Source organism: Halomonas sp. C22, assembly GCF_007655045.1.
GTDB classification, from domain to species: domain Bacteria; phylum Pseudomonadota; class Gammaproteobacteria; order Pseudomonadales; family Halomonadaceae; genus Vreelandella; species Vreelandella hamiltonii.
This window is the reverse complement of sequence record NZ_VBVC01000005.1, coordinates 196664-212477: the sequence shown is the minus strand read 5'-3', so window position 1 is coordinate 212477 and position 15814 is coordinate 196664. Positions and strand designations below refer to the sequence as shown.

17 protein-coding genes and 2 tRNA genes are annotated in these 15814 nt (G+C 59.0%); 6 read left to right on the top strand and 13 right to left on the bottom strand.

What is annotated here, in order from left to right; genetic code table 11:
• Window positions 1-2 precede the first annotated feature (2 nt).
• The 8 genes from mobB to FEU76_RS12025 all read right to left on the bottom strand — a co-directional run bounded on the left by mobB (window position 3) and on the right by FEU76_RS12025 (window position 6501).
• Window positions 3-563, bottom strand: coding sequence for a molybdopterin-guanine dinucleotide biosynthesis protein B (gene mobB, locus FEU76_RS12060; protein ID WP_144983289.1), 561 nt, complete (start codon window positions 561-563; stop codon window positions 3-5).
• Window positions 564-586: 23 nt separating this feature from the next.
• Window positions 587-1816 carry a uracil-xanthine permease family protein gene (locus FEU76_RS12055; RefSeq protein WP_144983286.1) on the bottom strand — a complete coding sequence of 410 codons (1230 nt, stop codon included), beginning with the start codon at window positions 1814-1816 and terminating at the stop codon, window positions 587-589.
• A gap of 89 nt (window positions 1817-1905) precedes the next feature.
• Entirely contained in the window at window positions 1906-2535 is a 630-nt protein-coding gene (gene upp / locus FEU76_RS12050) for a uracil phosphoribosyltransferase (protein WP_039182214.1), read from the bottom strand.
• 97 nt (window positions 2536-2632) lie between these two features.
• Window positions 2633-3316 carry a uracil-DNA glycosylase gene (gene ung / locus FEU76_RS12045; protein WP_144983283.1) on the bottom strand — a complete coding sequence of 228 codons (684 nt, stop codon included), beginning with the start codon at window positions 3314-3316 and terminating at the stop codon, window positions 2633-2635.
• 1 nt (window position 3317) lies between these two features.
• Window positions 3318-3797: a xanthine phosphoribosyltransferase gene (gene gpt, locus FEU76_RS12040; RefSeq protein WP_016914007.1), complete on the bottom strand. Its 480-nt coding sequence runs from the start codon at window positions 3795-3797 to the stop codon at window positions 3318-3320.
• 6 nt (window positions 3798-3803) lie between these two features.
• Window positions 3804-4349 carry an adenine phosphoribosyltransferase gene (locus FEU76_RS12035; protein WP_039182221.1) on the bottom strand — a complete coding sequence of 182 codons (546 nt, stop codon included), beginning with the start codon at window positions 4347-4349 and terminating at the stop codon, window positions 3804-3806.
• Window positions 4350-4383: 34 nt separating this feature from the next.
• Window positions 4384-5682 carry an NCS2 family permease gene (locus tag FEU76_RS12030; RefSeq protein WP_039182223.1) on the bottom strand — a complete coding sequence of 433 codons (1299 nt, stop codon included), beginning with the start codon at window positions 5680-5682 and terminating at the stop codon, window positions 4384-4386.
• 192 nt (window positions 5683-5874) lie between these two features.
• Window positions 5875-6501, bottom strand: a complete 627-nt coding sequence (locus FEU76_RS12025; RefSeq protein ID WP_144983280.1) for a riboflavin synthase subunit alpha — start codon at window positions 6499-6501, stop codon at window positions 5875-5877.
• Window positions 6502-6963: 462 nt separating this feature from the next.
• Between FEU76_RS12025 and FEU76_RS12020 the strand changes: the two genes are divergently transcribed.
• The 4 genes from FEU76_RS12020 (at window position 6964) to FEU76_RS12005 (ending at window position 10135) form a co-directional block, all read left to right on the top strand.
• Window positions 6964-8007 (top strand): methionine ABC transporter ATP-binding protein, encoded by a 1044-nt coding sequence (locus FEU76_RS12020; protein ID WP_039182229.1) that lies wholly within the window; start codon window positions 6964-6966, stop codon window positions 8005-8007.
• Entirely contained in the window at window positions 7988-8641 is a 654-nt protein-coding gene (locus tag FEU76_RS12015) for a methionine ABC transporter permease (protein ID WP_026001709.1), read from the top strand. Before FEU76_RS12020 ends, FEU76_RS12015 begins: the two co-directional genes overlap by 20 nt.
• 136 nt (window positions 8642-8777) lie before the next feature.
• Entirely contained in the window at window positions 8778-9572 is a 795-nt protein-coding gene (locus tag FEU76_RS12010) for a MetQ/NlpA family ABC transporter substrate-binding protein (RefSeq protein ID WP_039182233.1), read from the top strand.
• A gap of 95 nt (window positions 9573-9667) precedes the next feature.
• Window positions 9668-10135: a GAF domain-containing protein gene (locus tag FEU76_RS12005; protein ID WP_144983277.1), complete on the top strand. Its 468-nt coding sequence runs from the start codon at window positions 9668-9670 to the stop codon at window positions 10133-10135.
• A gap of 42 nt (window positions 10136-10177) precedes the next feature.
• Here the strand turns inward: FEU76_RS12005 and FEU76_RS12000 are convergent.
• Together FEU76_RS12000 and FEU76_RS11995 are read right to left on the bottom strand one after the other, a co-directional pair.
• Window positions 10178-10254: transfer RNA gene (locus FEU76_RS12000), tRNA-Val, on the bottom strand.
• Between the two features lie 20 nt (window positions 10255-10274).
• Window positions 10275-10351, bottom strand: a tRNA-Val gene (locus FEU76_RS11995).
• A gap of 181 nt (window positions 10352-10532) precedes the next feature.
• Here FEU76_RS11995 and FEU76_RS11990 point away from each other — a divergent pair.
• Window positions 10533-11603 carry an endonuclease/exonuclease/phosphatase family protein gene (locus FEU76_RS11990; protein ID WP_144983274.1) on the top strand — a complete coding sequence of 357 codons (1071 nt, stop codon included), beginning with the start codon at window positions 10533-10535 and terminating at the stop codon, window positions 11601-11603.
• A 37-nt stretch (window positions 11604-11640) separates the two neighbouring features.
• On the opposite strand, the gene FEU76_RS11985 is transcribed toward FEU76_RS11990, so the two are convergent.
• Complete coding sequence (locus FEU76_RS11985) at window positions 11641-13017, bottom strand: class II fumarate hydratase (RefSeq protein WP_144983271.1); 1377 nt, start codon at window positions 13015-13017, stop codon at window positions 11641-11643.
• Window positions 13018-13370: 353 nt separating this feature from the next.
• On the opposite strand from FEU76_RS11985, the gene FEU76_RS11980 reads away from it, so the two are divergent.
• Complete coding sequence (locus FEU76_RS11980; RefSeq protein ID WP_039182247.1) at window positions 13371-13745, top strand: phasin family protein; 375 nt, start codon at window positions 13371-13373, stop codon at window positions 13743-13745.
• A 100-nt stretch (window positions 13746-13845) separates the two neighbouring features.
• Here the strand turns inward: FEU76_RS11980 and hda are convergent, their stop codons facing one another.
• Both hda and FEU76_RS11970 read right to left on the bottom strand, forming a co-directional pair.
• Window positions 13846-14550 carry a DnaA regulatory inactivator Hda gene (gene hda / locus FEU76_RS11975; protein ID WP_039182250.1) on the bottom strand — a complete coding sequence of 235 codons (705 nt, stop codon included), beginning with the start codon at window positions 14548-14550 and terminating at the stop codon, window positions 13846-13848.
• Window positions 14547-15650, bottom strand: coding sequence for an AI-2E family transporter (locus FEU76_RS11970; protein ID WP_039182252.1), 1104 nt, complete (start codon window positions 15648-15650; stop codon window positions 14547-14549). The genes hda and FEU76_RS11970 overlap by 4 nt, the downstream gene beginning before the upstream one ends.
• Window positions 15651-15814 lie beyond the last annotated feature (164 nt).

The window sequence follows — 15814 nt, the reverse complement described above, 5'->3', positions numbered from 1 at the left end:
TGTCACCTTTTGCTATCAATCAGAGAGTGGCGCTGCTCGGCAGCCCAGTCGAACACCCAGCGGGCAATACCATCAATGTCGTCGAGGTTCAGCCGCATCACATCCTCACGCAGAGGCACAGGCGCCGCGCCACTCAGCGCAACGCCCACTCCATGCGGGTCATCGAGGATGTGCGCATCGCCAATGCCCTCTCGGTAGAGCACCAGCTTGGCGATGGGCCAGGCTTTGAAACCTTCGACGATGACCAGGTCAGGTGCATGCGGTGCCATGAGCGAAAGCAGATACGCCAGATCCGGCTCTTCCTCTGTCGGCATATCCATCATCAGTGCTAGACGGCGACTCGATGCCACCAGCATCGGGGCCGCTCCGGCCTTGCGCAACTGGTAACTATCCTTGCCAGGGTGATCCACCTCGAACTGGTGATGGGCATGCTTGATCACCGCCACCGACAGGCCAAGTGCTCGCAGCCGAGGCAGCAGCTGTTCGAGCAGCGTGGTCTTTCCCGTCCCGCTCCACGCGGCGACGCCCAGCACCGGAAACCCACAGTTTGGTGGCTCTTTCATGGCATACCTCGTCAACTGAGCGACTATTCGCCTTCTTTCTCTGCAGGCAACAGCCAGTTTAACGCAATGCCCACCAGGGCTGCCAAACTTACGCCCTGCAAGGTGAATTGACCACCCCCGAACTGCATGCCACCAATGCCGAAGACCAGAATCAGCGACACCACCACCAGATTACGCGCCGCCGTCAGCGACTGCCCTGCGCGCACCAGGGTATTCATGCCCACCACGGCAATCGAGCCAAACAGCAGAGTCATGATGCCGCCCATCACCGGACCGGGAATGGTTTGCAGCAAGGCACCCAGCTTGCCGACGAATGCCAGCACGATGGCCAGCACGGCGGCAATCACCATGTATTTCGGGTTGAACGCCTTGGTCAGTGTCACCGCGCCGGTCACTTCGGAATAAGTGGTATTGGGCGGACCACCGAACAGCGCCGCCGTGGTCGTGGCCAGGCCGTCACCCAGCAGCGTGCGATGCAGGCCGGGCTTTTCCAGGTAGTTCTTGCGGGTCACCGAACCAATCGCCACCATGTCGCCGATATGCTCCACAGCGGGGGCGATCGCCACCGGAATCATGAACAGGATTGCGGCCCAGTGAAAACTGGGGGCAGTGAAATTGGGCACCGACAGCCAGGCCGCTTCCCTGACCGGGGTAAAATCGACCACCCCCATCAGCAGGGCCAGTAGGTAGCCCACCGCAATACCGCCCATGATGGGCACCAGACGTAGCAAGCCGCGGCCAAAGACGGCCAGCACCAGGGTCACCAACAGGCTGGCCATGGAGAGAAAGATCGCCGCACCGTAACCAATGTTGTCACTGGTTTCACCCGTGGCCATGCTGACCGCCACTGGCGCCAGAGCAAGACCAATGACCATGATGACCGGCCCCACCACCACCGGTGGCAACAAGCGGTGCAGCCAGGCCGTGCCTTTCAGTCGAACGGCCTGTGAAATGGCCACGTATACCAACCCGGCGGCCATCAGCCCGCCCATGGTGGCAGAGACTCCAAAGCTGGCAATCGAGCCCTGAATGGGGGCAATGAAAGCGAAGGAAGAAGCCAAAAAGACCGGCACCGTCTGGCGCGTAATGCCGTGGAAAACGAGCGTGCCCACCCCAGCGGTAAACAAGGCCACGCTGGGGTCCAAGCCCGTCAGCAGCGGCACCAGCACCAAGGCACCAAACGCGACGAACAGCATTTGTCCGCCGGTCAGCAGTAGTTTAGGCCACGACTCTTGTGCACTATTCGTTGTCATTGCACCACTCCAGGAAGGTCTATCGTAGATAACGGAGGCAAAAAAATGCCCCCAACGCGGTGCGTAAGGGGCTGTATGTTACGGAGCGCTTAACGCGTTCCGAAAATCTTGTCGCCGGCATCTCCCAAGCCGGGGACGATGTAGCCATTCTCATCGAGTCGGTCATCTACCGACGCGGTGTAGATTTCTACATCAGGATAAGCATCTTGCACCCGTTTGATCCCTTCAGGGGCAGCCACCAGCACGATCACTTTCATGTGTTCACAACCGCGCTCACGCAGCATGTCCAGTGTCGCCACCATGGAACCACCGGTCGCCAGCATGGGGTCGATGACAATGGCCATGCGCTCTTCGATATCGTTGGCAAACTTGGCGAAGTATGGCACCGGCTGCAGCGTTTCCTCATCACGATAAAGGCCTACCACGCTAACCCGCGCACTGGGGATGAGGTCGGTCACGCCTTCCAGCATCCCCAGGCCTGCGCGCAGGATAGGCACGATGGTGACTTTTTTACCCTTGAGGCGCTGTGTCGCGATAGGCTCACCGTTCCATCCCTGAATCTCGTGATTTTCAAGCTCCAGACCCTTGGTCGCTTCGTAGGTCAGCAGCTTGGCCACCTCACCCGCCAATTCACGAAAGCTTTTCGTGCTCAGGTCAGCTTCACGCATGAGTCCCAGTTTATGCTGAACAAGCGGATGGTTAATGGCGTACACACTCATGGGACTTCCTCACTACAGGGGATTCGGGATGGCAATCAGGATCGCATCGACACGCGATCAAAATTGCGCGCCATTCTACCCGCAACTGACCATCAGGTTAAGGCTTTTCCGGCAATTGCCACGTAATAGGCGCACGGCCCTGCTGCTGGAGGAACTGATTTGCCTTGGAAAAATGGTGATTACCGAAGAAACCACGGTGTGCCGACAGCGGCGAAGGATGGGGCGACTCCAGTACCAAATGGCGCTGGGTATCGATCAGCGCTTTCTTCTGGCGGGCATGGCTGCCCCAGAGCAGAAACACACAGGGCTCGCCGTGCTGGCTGACGGTTTCGATGGCCCGGTCGGTGAACGACTCCCAGCCCTTGCCGCGATGCGACGCTGCATTGCCCTGCTCCACAGTCAGCGCAGTGTTCAGCAACAACACGCCCTGTTTGGCCCAGGGTTCCAGGAAGCCATGGCGCACCGGTGTAAAACCTACGTCCGCCGCCAACTCTTTATAGATGTTGACCAGCGACGGCGGCACCGGCACCCCTGGCTGCACCGAAAAACACAGGCCATGTGCCTGGTTGGGGCCGTGGTAGGGGTCCTGACCGAGAATGACCACCTTGACCGAGGCCAGCGGGGTCAGCTCGAACGCACGAAACCAGTGGGACGAATGAGGATAAATGACCTTCTTGGCTGCTTTTTCCTGAGCCAGAAAGGCTTTCAAGGCCGACATGTAGTCGGCCTTGAACTCTTGCCCCAGCCACTGTTGCCAGTCATTGGGTAGCGGAGTCGACATGTTACTTCTTCATCTGGTCGGCGAGAGGCTCGACATAGGCAATGCCCATGTCCCAGGGGAACTGAATCCAGCACTGCTGTGCCACTTCGGTCAGGTACTGATCCACCAGCGGCCGACCTTCGGGCTTGGCGTAGATGGTCACGAAATGCGCCTTGGGCAGCATTTCACGCACCGCACGCGCCGTCTTGCCGGTGTCGACCAGATCATCCACCAGCAGCCAGCCTTCGCCGTCGTGGTCGACGCCCTTCATGATGTCCAGGCCACCCTGGTTCATGTGGTCGTAGCTCTTGATGCAGATCGTGTCGATCAGGCGGATGTTGAGTTCACGGGCAATCAGCGCCGCAGGAATCAATCCGCCTCGGGTAATCGCCACGATCCCCTTGAAGTCACGCTCGATCAGCAAATGGCATAGCTGACGAACGTCACGATGAATCTGATCCCAGGAGACGGTGAAGTGTTGGTGGTAGCGTTCGCTGCTCATGGGGCGTTACTCGTCTTCATTAAAGGAACAGACCGCGAATACGCTATAGCCCGCATCGCGAATTTTGGTAGAGCCACCCAGTTCAGGCAGGTCGATGATCGTTGCCGTCTCGACGACCTGGCCGCCGCAGCGCTGAATGAGGTTGGCCGCTGCCAGCATGGTACCGCCGGTGGCAATCAGATCATCCATCAACAAAATACGGTCATTCTGCTGAAAAGCATCGGCGTGCAGCTCGACTTCCGAATGACCATACTCCAGCGTATAGGTCTCGCTGATCGTCTTGAACGGCAGCTTGCCCTTCTTGCGCACCGGCACGAAGCTGCAGCCCAGCTCATAGGCCAACGGGGCGCCAATAATGAAGCCACGAGCGTCAATCGCCGCGATGGCATCCAGGTTCATCTCCTGGTAGCGGTGCACGAAGCTATCGATCAGCTTGCGAAAGGCAGCGCTGTTTTGCAGCAGCGGAGTGATGTCACGGAAGTTCACTCCTTGCTCAGGCCAGTCAGGAACCGTGCGAATAACGGACTTAATGTAATCGCCGTAGATGCTCATCGCGTCTCTCATTGATTAGTCAAAATGCGGGCAGTTAGCCCAGGAACAGGAATTTTGCTGCAAACAGCAGCGCCAGCACGACCACTGCCGGATTCAGGTCGCTGAATCGACCTGACAGGGTCTTGATGGCAACGTAGCTGATGAAGCCCAGGGCAATACCCTCGGCAATCGAGAAGGTCAGCGGCATGGCCAGCGCAGCGATCAGCACCGGCGCGGCGTCTGTGGGGTCTTCCCAGTTGGCATGCGCCAGGCTACCCGCCATCAGCACCGCCACGTACAGCAGAGCGCCCGCCGTGGCATAGGCCGGAATGGAACCCGCCAGCGGCGCAAAGAACAGGCTGATCAAAAACAGTACGCCAACGACCACCGCCGTCAGTCCGGTACGGCCGCCCGAGGCAATGCCCGCTGTCGACTCGATGTAACTGGTCGTGGTGGAAGTACCCAGCGCAGCACCGGCCATGGACGCCGTGCTATCGGCCATCATGGCACGACCAATGCGCGGCAGCTTGCCATCCTTGTCCAGCAGCTTGCCACGGTGTGCCACGCCCACCAGCGTACCCGAGGTGTCGAAAAGGTCCACGAACAGGAACGCAAAAATCACGCTCAGCATGGCCACGTCCAGCGCACCCATCAGATCCATGGCCATGAACGTCGGCGCGATGGAAGGCGGCATGGACATGATCCCGCCATACTGGTTGTGGCCCAGCACCATGGCCATGACGGTCACACCCAGAATACCGATCATCACCGCACCGGTCACGCGCAGGTAGGCCAGCGCGGTAATCACGAAAAAGCCCAACAGGGCGTAAATGGCCGGCGGCTGGGACAGGTCGCCCAGCGCCACGTAGGTCGCCGGGTTGGACACCACGATGCCCGCATTCTTCAGGGCGATCATCGCCAGGAACAGGCCGATACCCGCCGCAATGCCCAATCGCAGCGACAGCGGAATCGAGTTGATGATCCACTCACGAATTTTGAAGATACTCAGCAGGAAGAAGGTCAGGCCCGAGAAGAATACCGCCCCCAGCGCGGCCTCCCAGGTGTAGCCCATCCCCAGCACGACACCATAGGTAAAGAAGGCGTTCAAACCCATCCCCGGCGCCTGGGCAATGGGGTAGTTGGCCCATAGCCCCATCACGAAACAGCCAATGGCCGCCGCCAGACACGTCGCCACGAACACGGCACCGTAATCCATGCCGGCTTCGGAAAGAATGCTCGGGTTGACGAAGATGATATAGGCCATCGTAAGGAACGTGGTGACCCCTGCAATCACCTCGGTTTTTACGTTGGTCTTCTGCTCGGCGAGCTTGAAGTAGTTGTCCAGAAATTTCATGTCGTTTTTATCCTTCGCGCTTACGCTGGATGCGTCCCTTGGTGCGAGAAAAGCCGCACATACTACCGAAAGGCACTGCGCGATGCGAGTACCCCGTGTGCAGCGAATGAAAGGGCGATGGCGCCCCTATCTTATGATTAGCAAACTTCAGGCCATAAGCTAACCGATTGGTCAACACTGGCCGATAATTTTCTACAGCCGACTCGCCAGCACCCGCTCCACGGTCTCCACGATGACCTGGGTTTGCGGGTCGATCTCGATATTGACCCAGTCCCCGACCAGTCGCTCCTTGAGCATGGTGCGCGACAGCGTTTCGGGAATCAGGTTGACGCTGAACTCCACCCCTTCCCCAGCGCCAGCCGGCCGTAAGTCCCCCACGGTCAAGCTGATACCATCCACGCCAATGTAGCCTTTCTCGAACACGAACTTGGCCATCGAGGGGGGCAGCAAGAACCACAGCCGACGATTATTGGGGGCTTCCTCGATGGTCACGACCTTGGCCATACAGATGACGTGCCCGGACATGGAGTGCCCGCCAATTTCATCACCAAAACGGGCTGCACGCTCTATATTGACGCATTGCCCCACCTCGATTGCACCAAGATTAGTCAATCGCAGCGTTTCACGCATCAAATCAAAGCTGACCTTCTCACCTTCGATGCGCGTGACGGTCAAACAGACCCCGTTATGTGCTACCGACGCACCAATTTCCAGCCCCTCACGCAGCTCTTCGGGCAGCGCCACCACGTGGGTACGAAACGCCTCCAGCTCCAGCACTTCGACGACTTCGGCGATACCTTGCACAATACCGGTGAACATGGACTTTCCCTCTGTTGATTCGCCAGCGAACTGGCTCAAGCTGTAAAAATTTCCGCAAGCTTACACCCTATGCCCCAACCTTGTGCAGTGCAGGCCCGGCAAGTGCTTGAACAGCGTGTTTTTTGCTGCCCAACGCAGCCTGAAAAGGCCCAATTCAGAATCAAAAACTAAAAACAAGCCCTAAAAAAGCGGAAAACTCTGTATAAGCACGCTTAAACATGAAATAGACCGTATTTAATTGACAATTCACCCACCTCTCTTTAGACTTTCGCCGCAAATGTAATGACGCCGATTTGTACCCAGATTGCGGGCGTCCACGCGGTTCCTGTAACCACGTGAAGTGCAGCTAAAAGGGTGTGTCCAGCGTTGATGGCCACCCGCAAGGGTGGCCTTTTTTTTGTTACCCTCCCTACGCTCGCCTCCCCCGCACTCCGTCTTCGGCCTAACATTAAGGCAGACGCTATGATTGAACTTAGCAACGTAAGCAAAACCTACGGCAGCGGCCCCAGCGCCGTTCACGCCCTTCGGGATGTCAATTTAACGATCCCCAAGGGCAGCATTCACGGCGTCATCGGCCTATCCGGCGCAGGTAAATCGACCCTGATCCGCTGCGTCAACCTGCTGGAGCGCCCCACCAGTGGCAAGGTACAGGTCGACGGCCAGGAAATGACTCAGTTGAGCCGCCGCGACCTGAATCAGGCACGCCATCGTATTGGCATGATCTTTCAGCACTTCAACCTGCTCACCACGCGCACCGTCTTCGATAACGTGGCGCTGCCGCTGGAGCTGATGGGCGAGAAGCGCAGCGCCATCAAGAACCGCGTCTTGCCACTGCTCGACATGGTCGGTCTGGCCGACAAGGCCAAGCAGTACCCCGCGCAACTCTCAGGTGGTCAGAAGCAGCGCGTGGCCATTGCCCGGGCGCTGGCCAGCAAGCCCAACGTACTGCTCTGCGACGAGGCCACGTCGGCCCTGGACCCGCAAACCACCAGCTCCATTCTCGAACTGCTGCGCGACATCAATCAGCAGCTGGGCATTACCATTCTGCTGATCACTCATGAGATGGAAGTGGTCAAATCGATCTGCCATCGCGTCAGTCTGATTTCCGGCGGGCGACTGGTGGAAGACGCCGAAGTCGGCGATTTCTTTACCGCACCAGCCACCCAGCTAGGTCGCGAGTTCCTCAACGACTTCCTGCAGCTGAGCCCACCCAAGGAGCTGCTGGAGCGCTTGCAAGCGCAGCCCGGCGAGCAGACCCACCCGGTGGTGCGGCTGACCTTCTCGGGCGATGCGGTCTCCACGCCGCTGATTTCACGTCTGGCGCGCGAATGCAGCGTGGATGTCAGCATTCTGCAGGCCAAGGTCGAGTCGATTCAGGAGCGCACGCTGGGCTTGATGATCGCCGAGCTGCTGGGCACTCCGGCACAGACCGAGCAAGCCATGTCTTATCTGGAATCGCATCAACTACAGGTGGAGGTACTGGGTCATGTCCAGCGCAATGTTTGATCTCGTGTTACAGGCGACGCTGGACACCCTTTACATGGTGGCCGTGTCCGGCGTCATCGCCACACTGCTGGGCCTGCCGCTGGGGGTGCTGCTGTACGTCACGCGGCCCCGGCAGATTCTGGCCATGCCGGTACTCAACCAGGCACTGGGCATCATCACCAACGTAGGCCGTTCGATTCCGTTCATCATTCTGATGGTCGCCATCATTCCTTTCACGCGAATGCTGGTCGGCACCTCCATCGGCATCAATGCCGCCTCGGTTCCTTTGACCATCGCGGCCATCCCCTTCGTCGCCCGTCTGATCGAAGGCGCGCTCAACGAAATTTCGCCCGGCCTGATCGAGTCCGCCCAGTCGATGGGCGCCACGCCCTGGCAAATCATCACCAAGGTGCTGATCCCTGAAGCACGCGGCGGCATCATCACCGGCCTCACCATTACCGTGGTGACCCTGGTGAGCTACTCGGCCATGGCAGGCGCCGTTGGCGGTGGCGGCCTTGGCGATTTGGGCATTCGCTATGGCTACAACCGTTTCAACCCGACCATCATGCTGATCACCGTGGTGATTCTGGTGGTCATGGTGCAAGGCTTCCAAAGCCTGGGCGACTATCTGGTACGCAAAAGCGATCGCAAGTAAGCCACCGACGGCTCAGCGAAATGACATAGCTTTTAGCTTTGATCAGCATAGCCACATATAGCGAAAACGAATTAGACTTGCGTTTCTTATTACCGCATCATTGCAACACGATTCACCACAACACTGGAGCAACGCCATGCAAAAACTCGTTATTGGCAGCCTGACCGCCCTGGCACTGGCCATCAACGTCGCCAACGCCGACACGCGCACCATCAAGATGGGCACGGTCGCTGGCCCGGAAACCGAAGTCATGGAAGTCGCGGCGCGCATTGCCAAGGAAGAGTTCGACCTGAACGTCGAAATCATCGAGTTTACCGATTACGTGACGCCCAACGCGGCACTGGCCGATGGCAGCCTGGATGCCAACGCCTACCAGCACGAGCCCTACATGCAAGCCATGATCAACGACCGTGGCTACGACTTTGCCATCGCCGGCTACACCTTCGTGTACCCCATTGGCGCCTACTCTGAAAAATACAGCAGCATCGATGAGCTGCCGGACGGCGCTCAGATCGCCCTGCCGAACGACCCTTCCAATGAAGGTCGCGCTCTGATCCTGATGCACAACGAAGGTCTGATCACGCTGAACGATCCGACGTTCCTGGAAGCCACCCCCATCGACATCGCTGAAAACCCGCGCGGCTTCCGCTTCCGTGAAATCGAAGCAGCGCAGTTGCCTCGCGTACTGCCCGACGTGGACATGGCCTTCATCAACAACACCTTTGCTCAGCCAGCAGGCCTCAGCCTGGATGACGCATTGATCAAGGAAGGCCCCGAGTCTCCCTACGTCAACCTGATTGCCGTACGTGGCGGTGACGAAGAGCGTGAAGAGATTCGCCAACTGGTCGAAGCCTACCAGCGCGACGAAGTCATCGAGAAAGCCACCGAGCTGTTCAAAGGTGCCGCCGTACCTGGCTGGATCGAAGAATAATCCGCCGAGCAGCACACACGCTTTGCCATCAGGCCAGCCGCGAGGCTGGCCTGATGCGTTTTGATCCGATACATTGATCCGAACCGGGAAACAACATGACCCCCATCGATTATGACCTGCTCAATCGACAGCTCGCTGCCCTGCTGGACACACGCGACTGGCTGACCAACAGCGCCCAGACCAGCGCGTTCATCCAGCAATCGCTGGAACAGCTCAACTGGGTAGGCTTTTACCTGCAGCGCCAGCCGGAAATATTGACCCTGGGGCCCTTCCAGGGCAAGCCCGCCTGCAACCCGATTCCGTTCAGCAAGGGAGTATGCGGCGCAGCGGCGCGCAGTCGCACCACCCAGCGGGTCGACGACGTACACGCCGTAGCCGACCACATTGCCTGCGATGCGGCCTCCCAGTCCGAACTGGTCGTCCCCATCGTTCAGGATGGCTGGCTATGGGGCGTTCTGGATATCGACAGCCCCCAGCTGGCCCGCTTCAGCGCCCAGGACCAGGCCGGCATCGAGGCGCTGGTCGATACCTTCATTCGCCACACCGATCTGCCCCGCCCATAACGCAAAAAGCCCCGAGCATTGCTCGGGGCTTTTTGGAGAATCTGGTAGGACCAGGCGGATTTGAACCGCCGACCTCCACGATGTCAACGTGGCGCTCTAACCAACTGAGCTATGGTCCTGAAACGTGGCTGCACATGATTGGTAGGACCAGGCGGATTTGAACCGCCGACCTCCACGATGTCAACGTGGCGCTCTAACCAACTGAGCTATGGTCCTGCTGTGCAACGGATGCGTATTCTACGGCTTTATAGCTGAATTGCAAGTCATTTTTACGTCTTCTTCTCTGCAAGGCTCTGGCAACCGCCTGAGCTGGAAGAATTATATCGACACTTGATAAACGTAACCACTAAGCTGCATCTACGTTAAATCGCCATATCATGATGCCAGGAGGTATCGCTTGCTCGGTCCATTACTGGGTTGTACCGCTCTGACACTCCTGTTCGCCACGCTGCTGGCCAGAGTCCGCCTACGCTGGTGGTGGATTCGCAGCGTCGAATTTCCACGTTTGCAGCTGGCGACCGCCGCGGCGCTCTGTGCGCTGCTGAGCGGACTGATACTGCCTGCTGGCAATTGGCAGAACATTGCTCTGGCGGCTTCCCTGGTGAGCCTGCTGCTTCAACTGCGCTACATCATCCCTTGGACCCGCTGCTGGCCAGTCCAGGTCAAGGCCACCCACGCCGACAGCCAGGCCCCGACGCTGACGCTGCTGATCGCCAACGTGCTCACGCCCAACCGCCAGTCAGCGAAACTGCTGGCCATGATCGAGCGCCACCAGCCAGACGTGGTGCTCACTCTCGAATCCGACCAGTGGTGGCAAGAGCAGCTCGATAGCGTTCTCCATGAACGGTGGCCCCACAGCGTCAAGGTGCCGCTGGACAACCTCTATGGCATGCATCTCTATTCGCGCCTGCCGCTGAGCAACCCACAGGTAAAGTGGCTCATTCAGGACGACATCCCTTCCATCCACACGCGCGTCACCCTGGACAACGGCGAACAGATTCGCTTCTACGCCCTGCACCCCAGACCGCCCGCCCCCAGCGAGAGCGAAAAGTCGCTGTGGCGCGACGCCGAGTTGCTATGGGTAGGCCAGGAAGTCCACGAAGAGCCTTTCCCCACCGTCGTGGCGGGCGATCTAAACGATGTGGCCTGGTCGCGCACCACGCGGCTGTTCTGCAGGGTCAGTGGCATGCTCGACCCCCGGCGCGGCCGCGGGCTCTTCAGCACCTTTCACGCCCACTACCCTGTGCTGCGCTGGCCGCTGGATCATGTGTTCGTCAGTGAGGAGTTTACGCTCACCCACATGGAGCGCCTGGAAGACTTCGGGTCGGATCACTTCCCCATCCTGGCGACGCTCAGCTACCAGCCGGCGCGCCAGGATGAGCACGACACCCCTTCCGCCAGTTCGGAAGAGCGTCAGGAAGCCAGTGCCACCATTGCGCAAGGCAAGAGCGAAGAACAGCAGACCTGACGCCAAACTGGCCTGAACCAGGCCAGAGCGCGGCTGTTTACTGAGGAATCCCCCCACGCGTGAGCACCGCCGGGTCAAGCAAGCGCTCCAGGGTCGCGCGGTCCAGGTCGGTTTCTTCCTCGGCCACGTCGATGATGGGCCGACCCGCCTGATACGCCTTCTTGGCAATGGCCGCGGCAGCGTTATATCCAATGACACTGTTCAGTGCCGTGACCAGAATCGGGTTGCGCGCCAGCGGCCCCTGCAAATTGTCCTCGCGCACCTTGAAAGTGGCGATGGCCCGCTCGGCCAGCAGCGTGGCAGTGTTGCTCATCAGCGTAATGGAGGTCAGCAGATTGGCCGCCACCAGCGGTAGCATCACGTTCAGCTGAAAGTTACCGCTCTGCCCGGCCACGGTCACCGCCGTGTCCAGGCCGATCACCTGAGCCGCCGCCTGGGCCGCGGACTCGGGAATCACCGGATTGACCTTGCCAGGCATGATGGAGCTCCCCGGCTGCAGCGCCTCCAGCTCGATCTCACCCAGCCCTGCCAGCGGTCCAGAGTTCATCCAGCGCAGGTCATTGGCAATTTTCATCACCACACAGGCAAAGCCGCGCAGCTGCCCGGACAGCTCGACGGCAGCATCTTGAGAGCCCAGGCTGGCGAAGAAGCTGTCGTTGGGCACCAGAGAAAGCCCTGTTTGTCGACTCAGGTCCTCGGCCACCCGCTCGGCAAACCCTTCAGGCGCATTGATACCCGTGCCCACTGCCGTACCGCCTTGCGCCAATCGGCACAGCCGCTGCTGGGCGCTGTCAAAACGCTCGATGGCCTGCCCCACCTGGCTGGACCAACCACCCAGTTCCTGGTCCATGCGCAGCGGCATGGCGTCCATCAAATGCGTGCGCCCGGTCTTCACCACGTGGGAAAGCGCTTCGGCACGGCGGTCGATGGTCTCTTTCAGCTGCACCAGGGCAGGTCGGAGCTGTTCATGTACCGCAATCGCTGCGGACAGATGAATGGCGGTCGGGATGACATCGTTACTGGACTGCCCCATGTTGACGTGATCATTGGGCGTGACCTCGACCCCTTCACGACTGGCCAGGGTCGCCAGCACCTCATTGACGTTCATGTTGGTCGAGGTGCCCGACCCCGTCTGGAACACATCCACTGGGAAGTGCTCATCGTACTGCCCGTCGATCACCGCCATGGCCGCCTTTTCGATGGCCGCGGCGCGCTGTTCATCCAGCAACCCCAGCGCCTGATTGCTGCGCGCGGCAGCCAGCTTGATCCGCGCCACAGCGTGAATGAACGCCGCGGGCAACGGTGTGCCCGACACCGGGAAGTTGTTTACCGCCCGCTGTGTCTGGGCACCGTAGAGGGCTTCTGCGGGTACTTCCAGCTCACCCATGCTGTCTCGTTCAATCCGCGTGCTCATGGTGCTCTCCTTTTCCAATTGGCTCATCGAATTCAGTTCGCTCGTCAATGGCTGGCATAGCCAGCAGTGACGATCAAATGATAATGATTATCCATAACTTAAAGTGTAGCGATGTTCCGTGGATCGGTAAACAGCGTCCCCACAGCATGGAGGGCAAGAGGCGATTGCGCCATGTTGCACTGCACAAAAACAGCTGTTATGCTGCAAAGCAAGATGAGGTCAGCAGTTGCAGTAGCGATTTCAGGAACGCGGTTGCTGAGCCTTGAATATTGGATTGCCCTACTCGATCAGCAATCCGTTTGCCTAAGACTTTGCCCAAGACTTTGCCCAAAACAAGGCTAGGAGATATCACCATGCGTACCTTCAACACCAACGAAATGACTCAGCAGTTCGATAACCTGTTCATGGCACCTGCCCGTGCTTACATGACCCTGAGCATCGACTACTCTGAAAAACTGCTGAATGCCCAGCTGGACGCGAACAAAGCGTACGTGGACACCGGCATCGCTCAGGTGCGTCAGCTGATGAGCGTCAAGGATGCCGATGGCCTGCGCAGCTACATGGAAAGCCAGCAAAAAGTGGCCAAGGACCTGGCCGAGCGCGTCAAGGGCGACGCTGACAAGGTAGTATCGCTGCAGCAGGATTTCCTGCAGAAAAGCCAGAAGCTGACCGAAGAAAACGTCAAGCAGGCTCAGGCAGCCGCCAGCAAAATGAGCAAGAGCGCCTGATCAAACGCCAGGCTGGTAGCACGTGAGTGAGGCCAGCCCAACGTAAAAAGCCCCGAACACGCTGTGCTCGGGGCTTTTTCATGGCACCTGCCAATGATGTCTACCAGTTGAGTGCGCCTTTCACGAAAGGGATGGTCAGCTTGCGCTTGGCCGACAGCGACGCCTGATCCAGGGTCTCCAACGCCCGACACAGCTCGCCAAGCTCTCGGGGGCCGCGATGCAGGATATACCGCCCCACATCGTCGGGTAACTCCATTCCCCTGACCCGAGCCCGCAGCTTCAAGGCGGCCAAGCGCTCCTGGTCATCCAGCGGGTGAAGATGAAACGTCACCCCCCAGGTCAACCGTGAGGCCAGATCCGGTAGCACGACGTCCAGCCGTCTGGGCGGCGCATTGGCGGCGATCAAGAGCGCTTTGCCAGCATCTCGCAAGCGATTGAACGCGTGGAACAACGCCTCTTCCCAACGCTTGCGCCCGATGACGTATTCAAGGTCGTCGATGGCCACCAGGTCAAGACGCTCGATATCCTCCAGCATCAGCGGTGGGAAATGGCCCAGGTCGGCCAACGGCAGGTAAAGGGCACGCTTGTCCTGATCCGACGCCGCGTGGCAGGCCGCCTGCAACAAATGACTACGGCCGCTGCCCGGCGCGCCCCAAAGATAGATGAACGGCTCGGCGTCTGGCGACAGCTGTTGCGTCAGATGCTGCACCAGAGCTGCATTACCGCTCGAGGGATAGTAATTGTTCAGCGTTGCGTCATCACGCAACCCCACCCCGAGCGGTAACTGTGCCGGCAATCGGCTCATGAAGACTCCCTTTTGTCCTGGAGACCCAGTTCGTGCGGCGGTGACGTCGGCTCCAGCGTCTCATCATACAAGGCACTGTTCTGGTAACGCTCTTTGACTTCCTTGAGCAGCACCATGATGACCGAAGCCGCTGGCAAGGCCAGAAGCACCCCGGTCAGGCCAAACAGATTGCCCCCCGCGAGTACCGCAAAAATGACCGCCACCGGGTGCAAGCCAATCTTGTCACCCAGCAATTTGGGCTGCAGCACGACACTTTCGATGACCTGCCCCAGGCTGAATACCCCCAGCACTCCCAACAGCGCCCACCAGCTGTCGAACTGGAACAATGCCACCACCAAGGCACTGCTGAGCCCAACGATGAACCCCAGAAAGGGGACGATGCTCACCAGGCCAGAAATGACACCGATCAACAGGCCAAAATTCAGCCCCATCAGGGTCAGACCCACCGCATAGATAATGCCCAGGCACAGCATGACCAGCAACTGCCCCCGCAGGAAAGCCGCCAACACCTCGTCGCAGCGCTTGGCCAACCGAGTGGCGTCATCGACCCAGTGACGCGGAATCAAGTCGATCAGATTGTTCAGCAACCGGTTCCAGTCGAGCAACAGGTAAAAGGTGACCACCGGGATCAACGCCACGTAGGTCACCCACGTGGCAAACGCCATGCCCGAACGGCCGATCTGACCAAGCGCCTGGGCCAGGTAGCTACCGGCATCGCGCCAATTTTCAGCCAGGGTCTCCTGAACATTGTCCAGCTCGGAACGCAGGTCATACCCCGTCCACTCCTGCACCTGCGGGGCCAGGTAGTTTTCCACCCAGTCGAACACCCCCGGCACCATCTCCCCAAGCTGCTTGATCTGCTGGATGACCAGCGGAATCAGAATCAACAGACTGATGGCCAGCACCAGCAGTAAAATGAGGAATACGCTACTGACCGCCCACACCCGCTTGAGGCCCAGCCGCTGAAAATAGTTGGTCAACGGGTCTGCCAGGTACGCCAGAATCAGTCCGGCAATGAAGGGCATCAAGACGGCATCCAGCAAATACACAACGCCAACCAGGGCCACCAAAAACAGGATGCCCCACCACGAATGTCGCATTTCACTCTCTCCTTCCTGGATAAACGGTCAGCGTCAAGCAATGAATAGTAACAAAACCTGGCCAGCACGCATCTGATAACGTGTCCATCGGTGCGACTTACGTCGCGCAGTGATACAATCGCAGGCCGTTATCGCTCCGGCACTGGCAATTTGCCAGCACAATC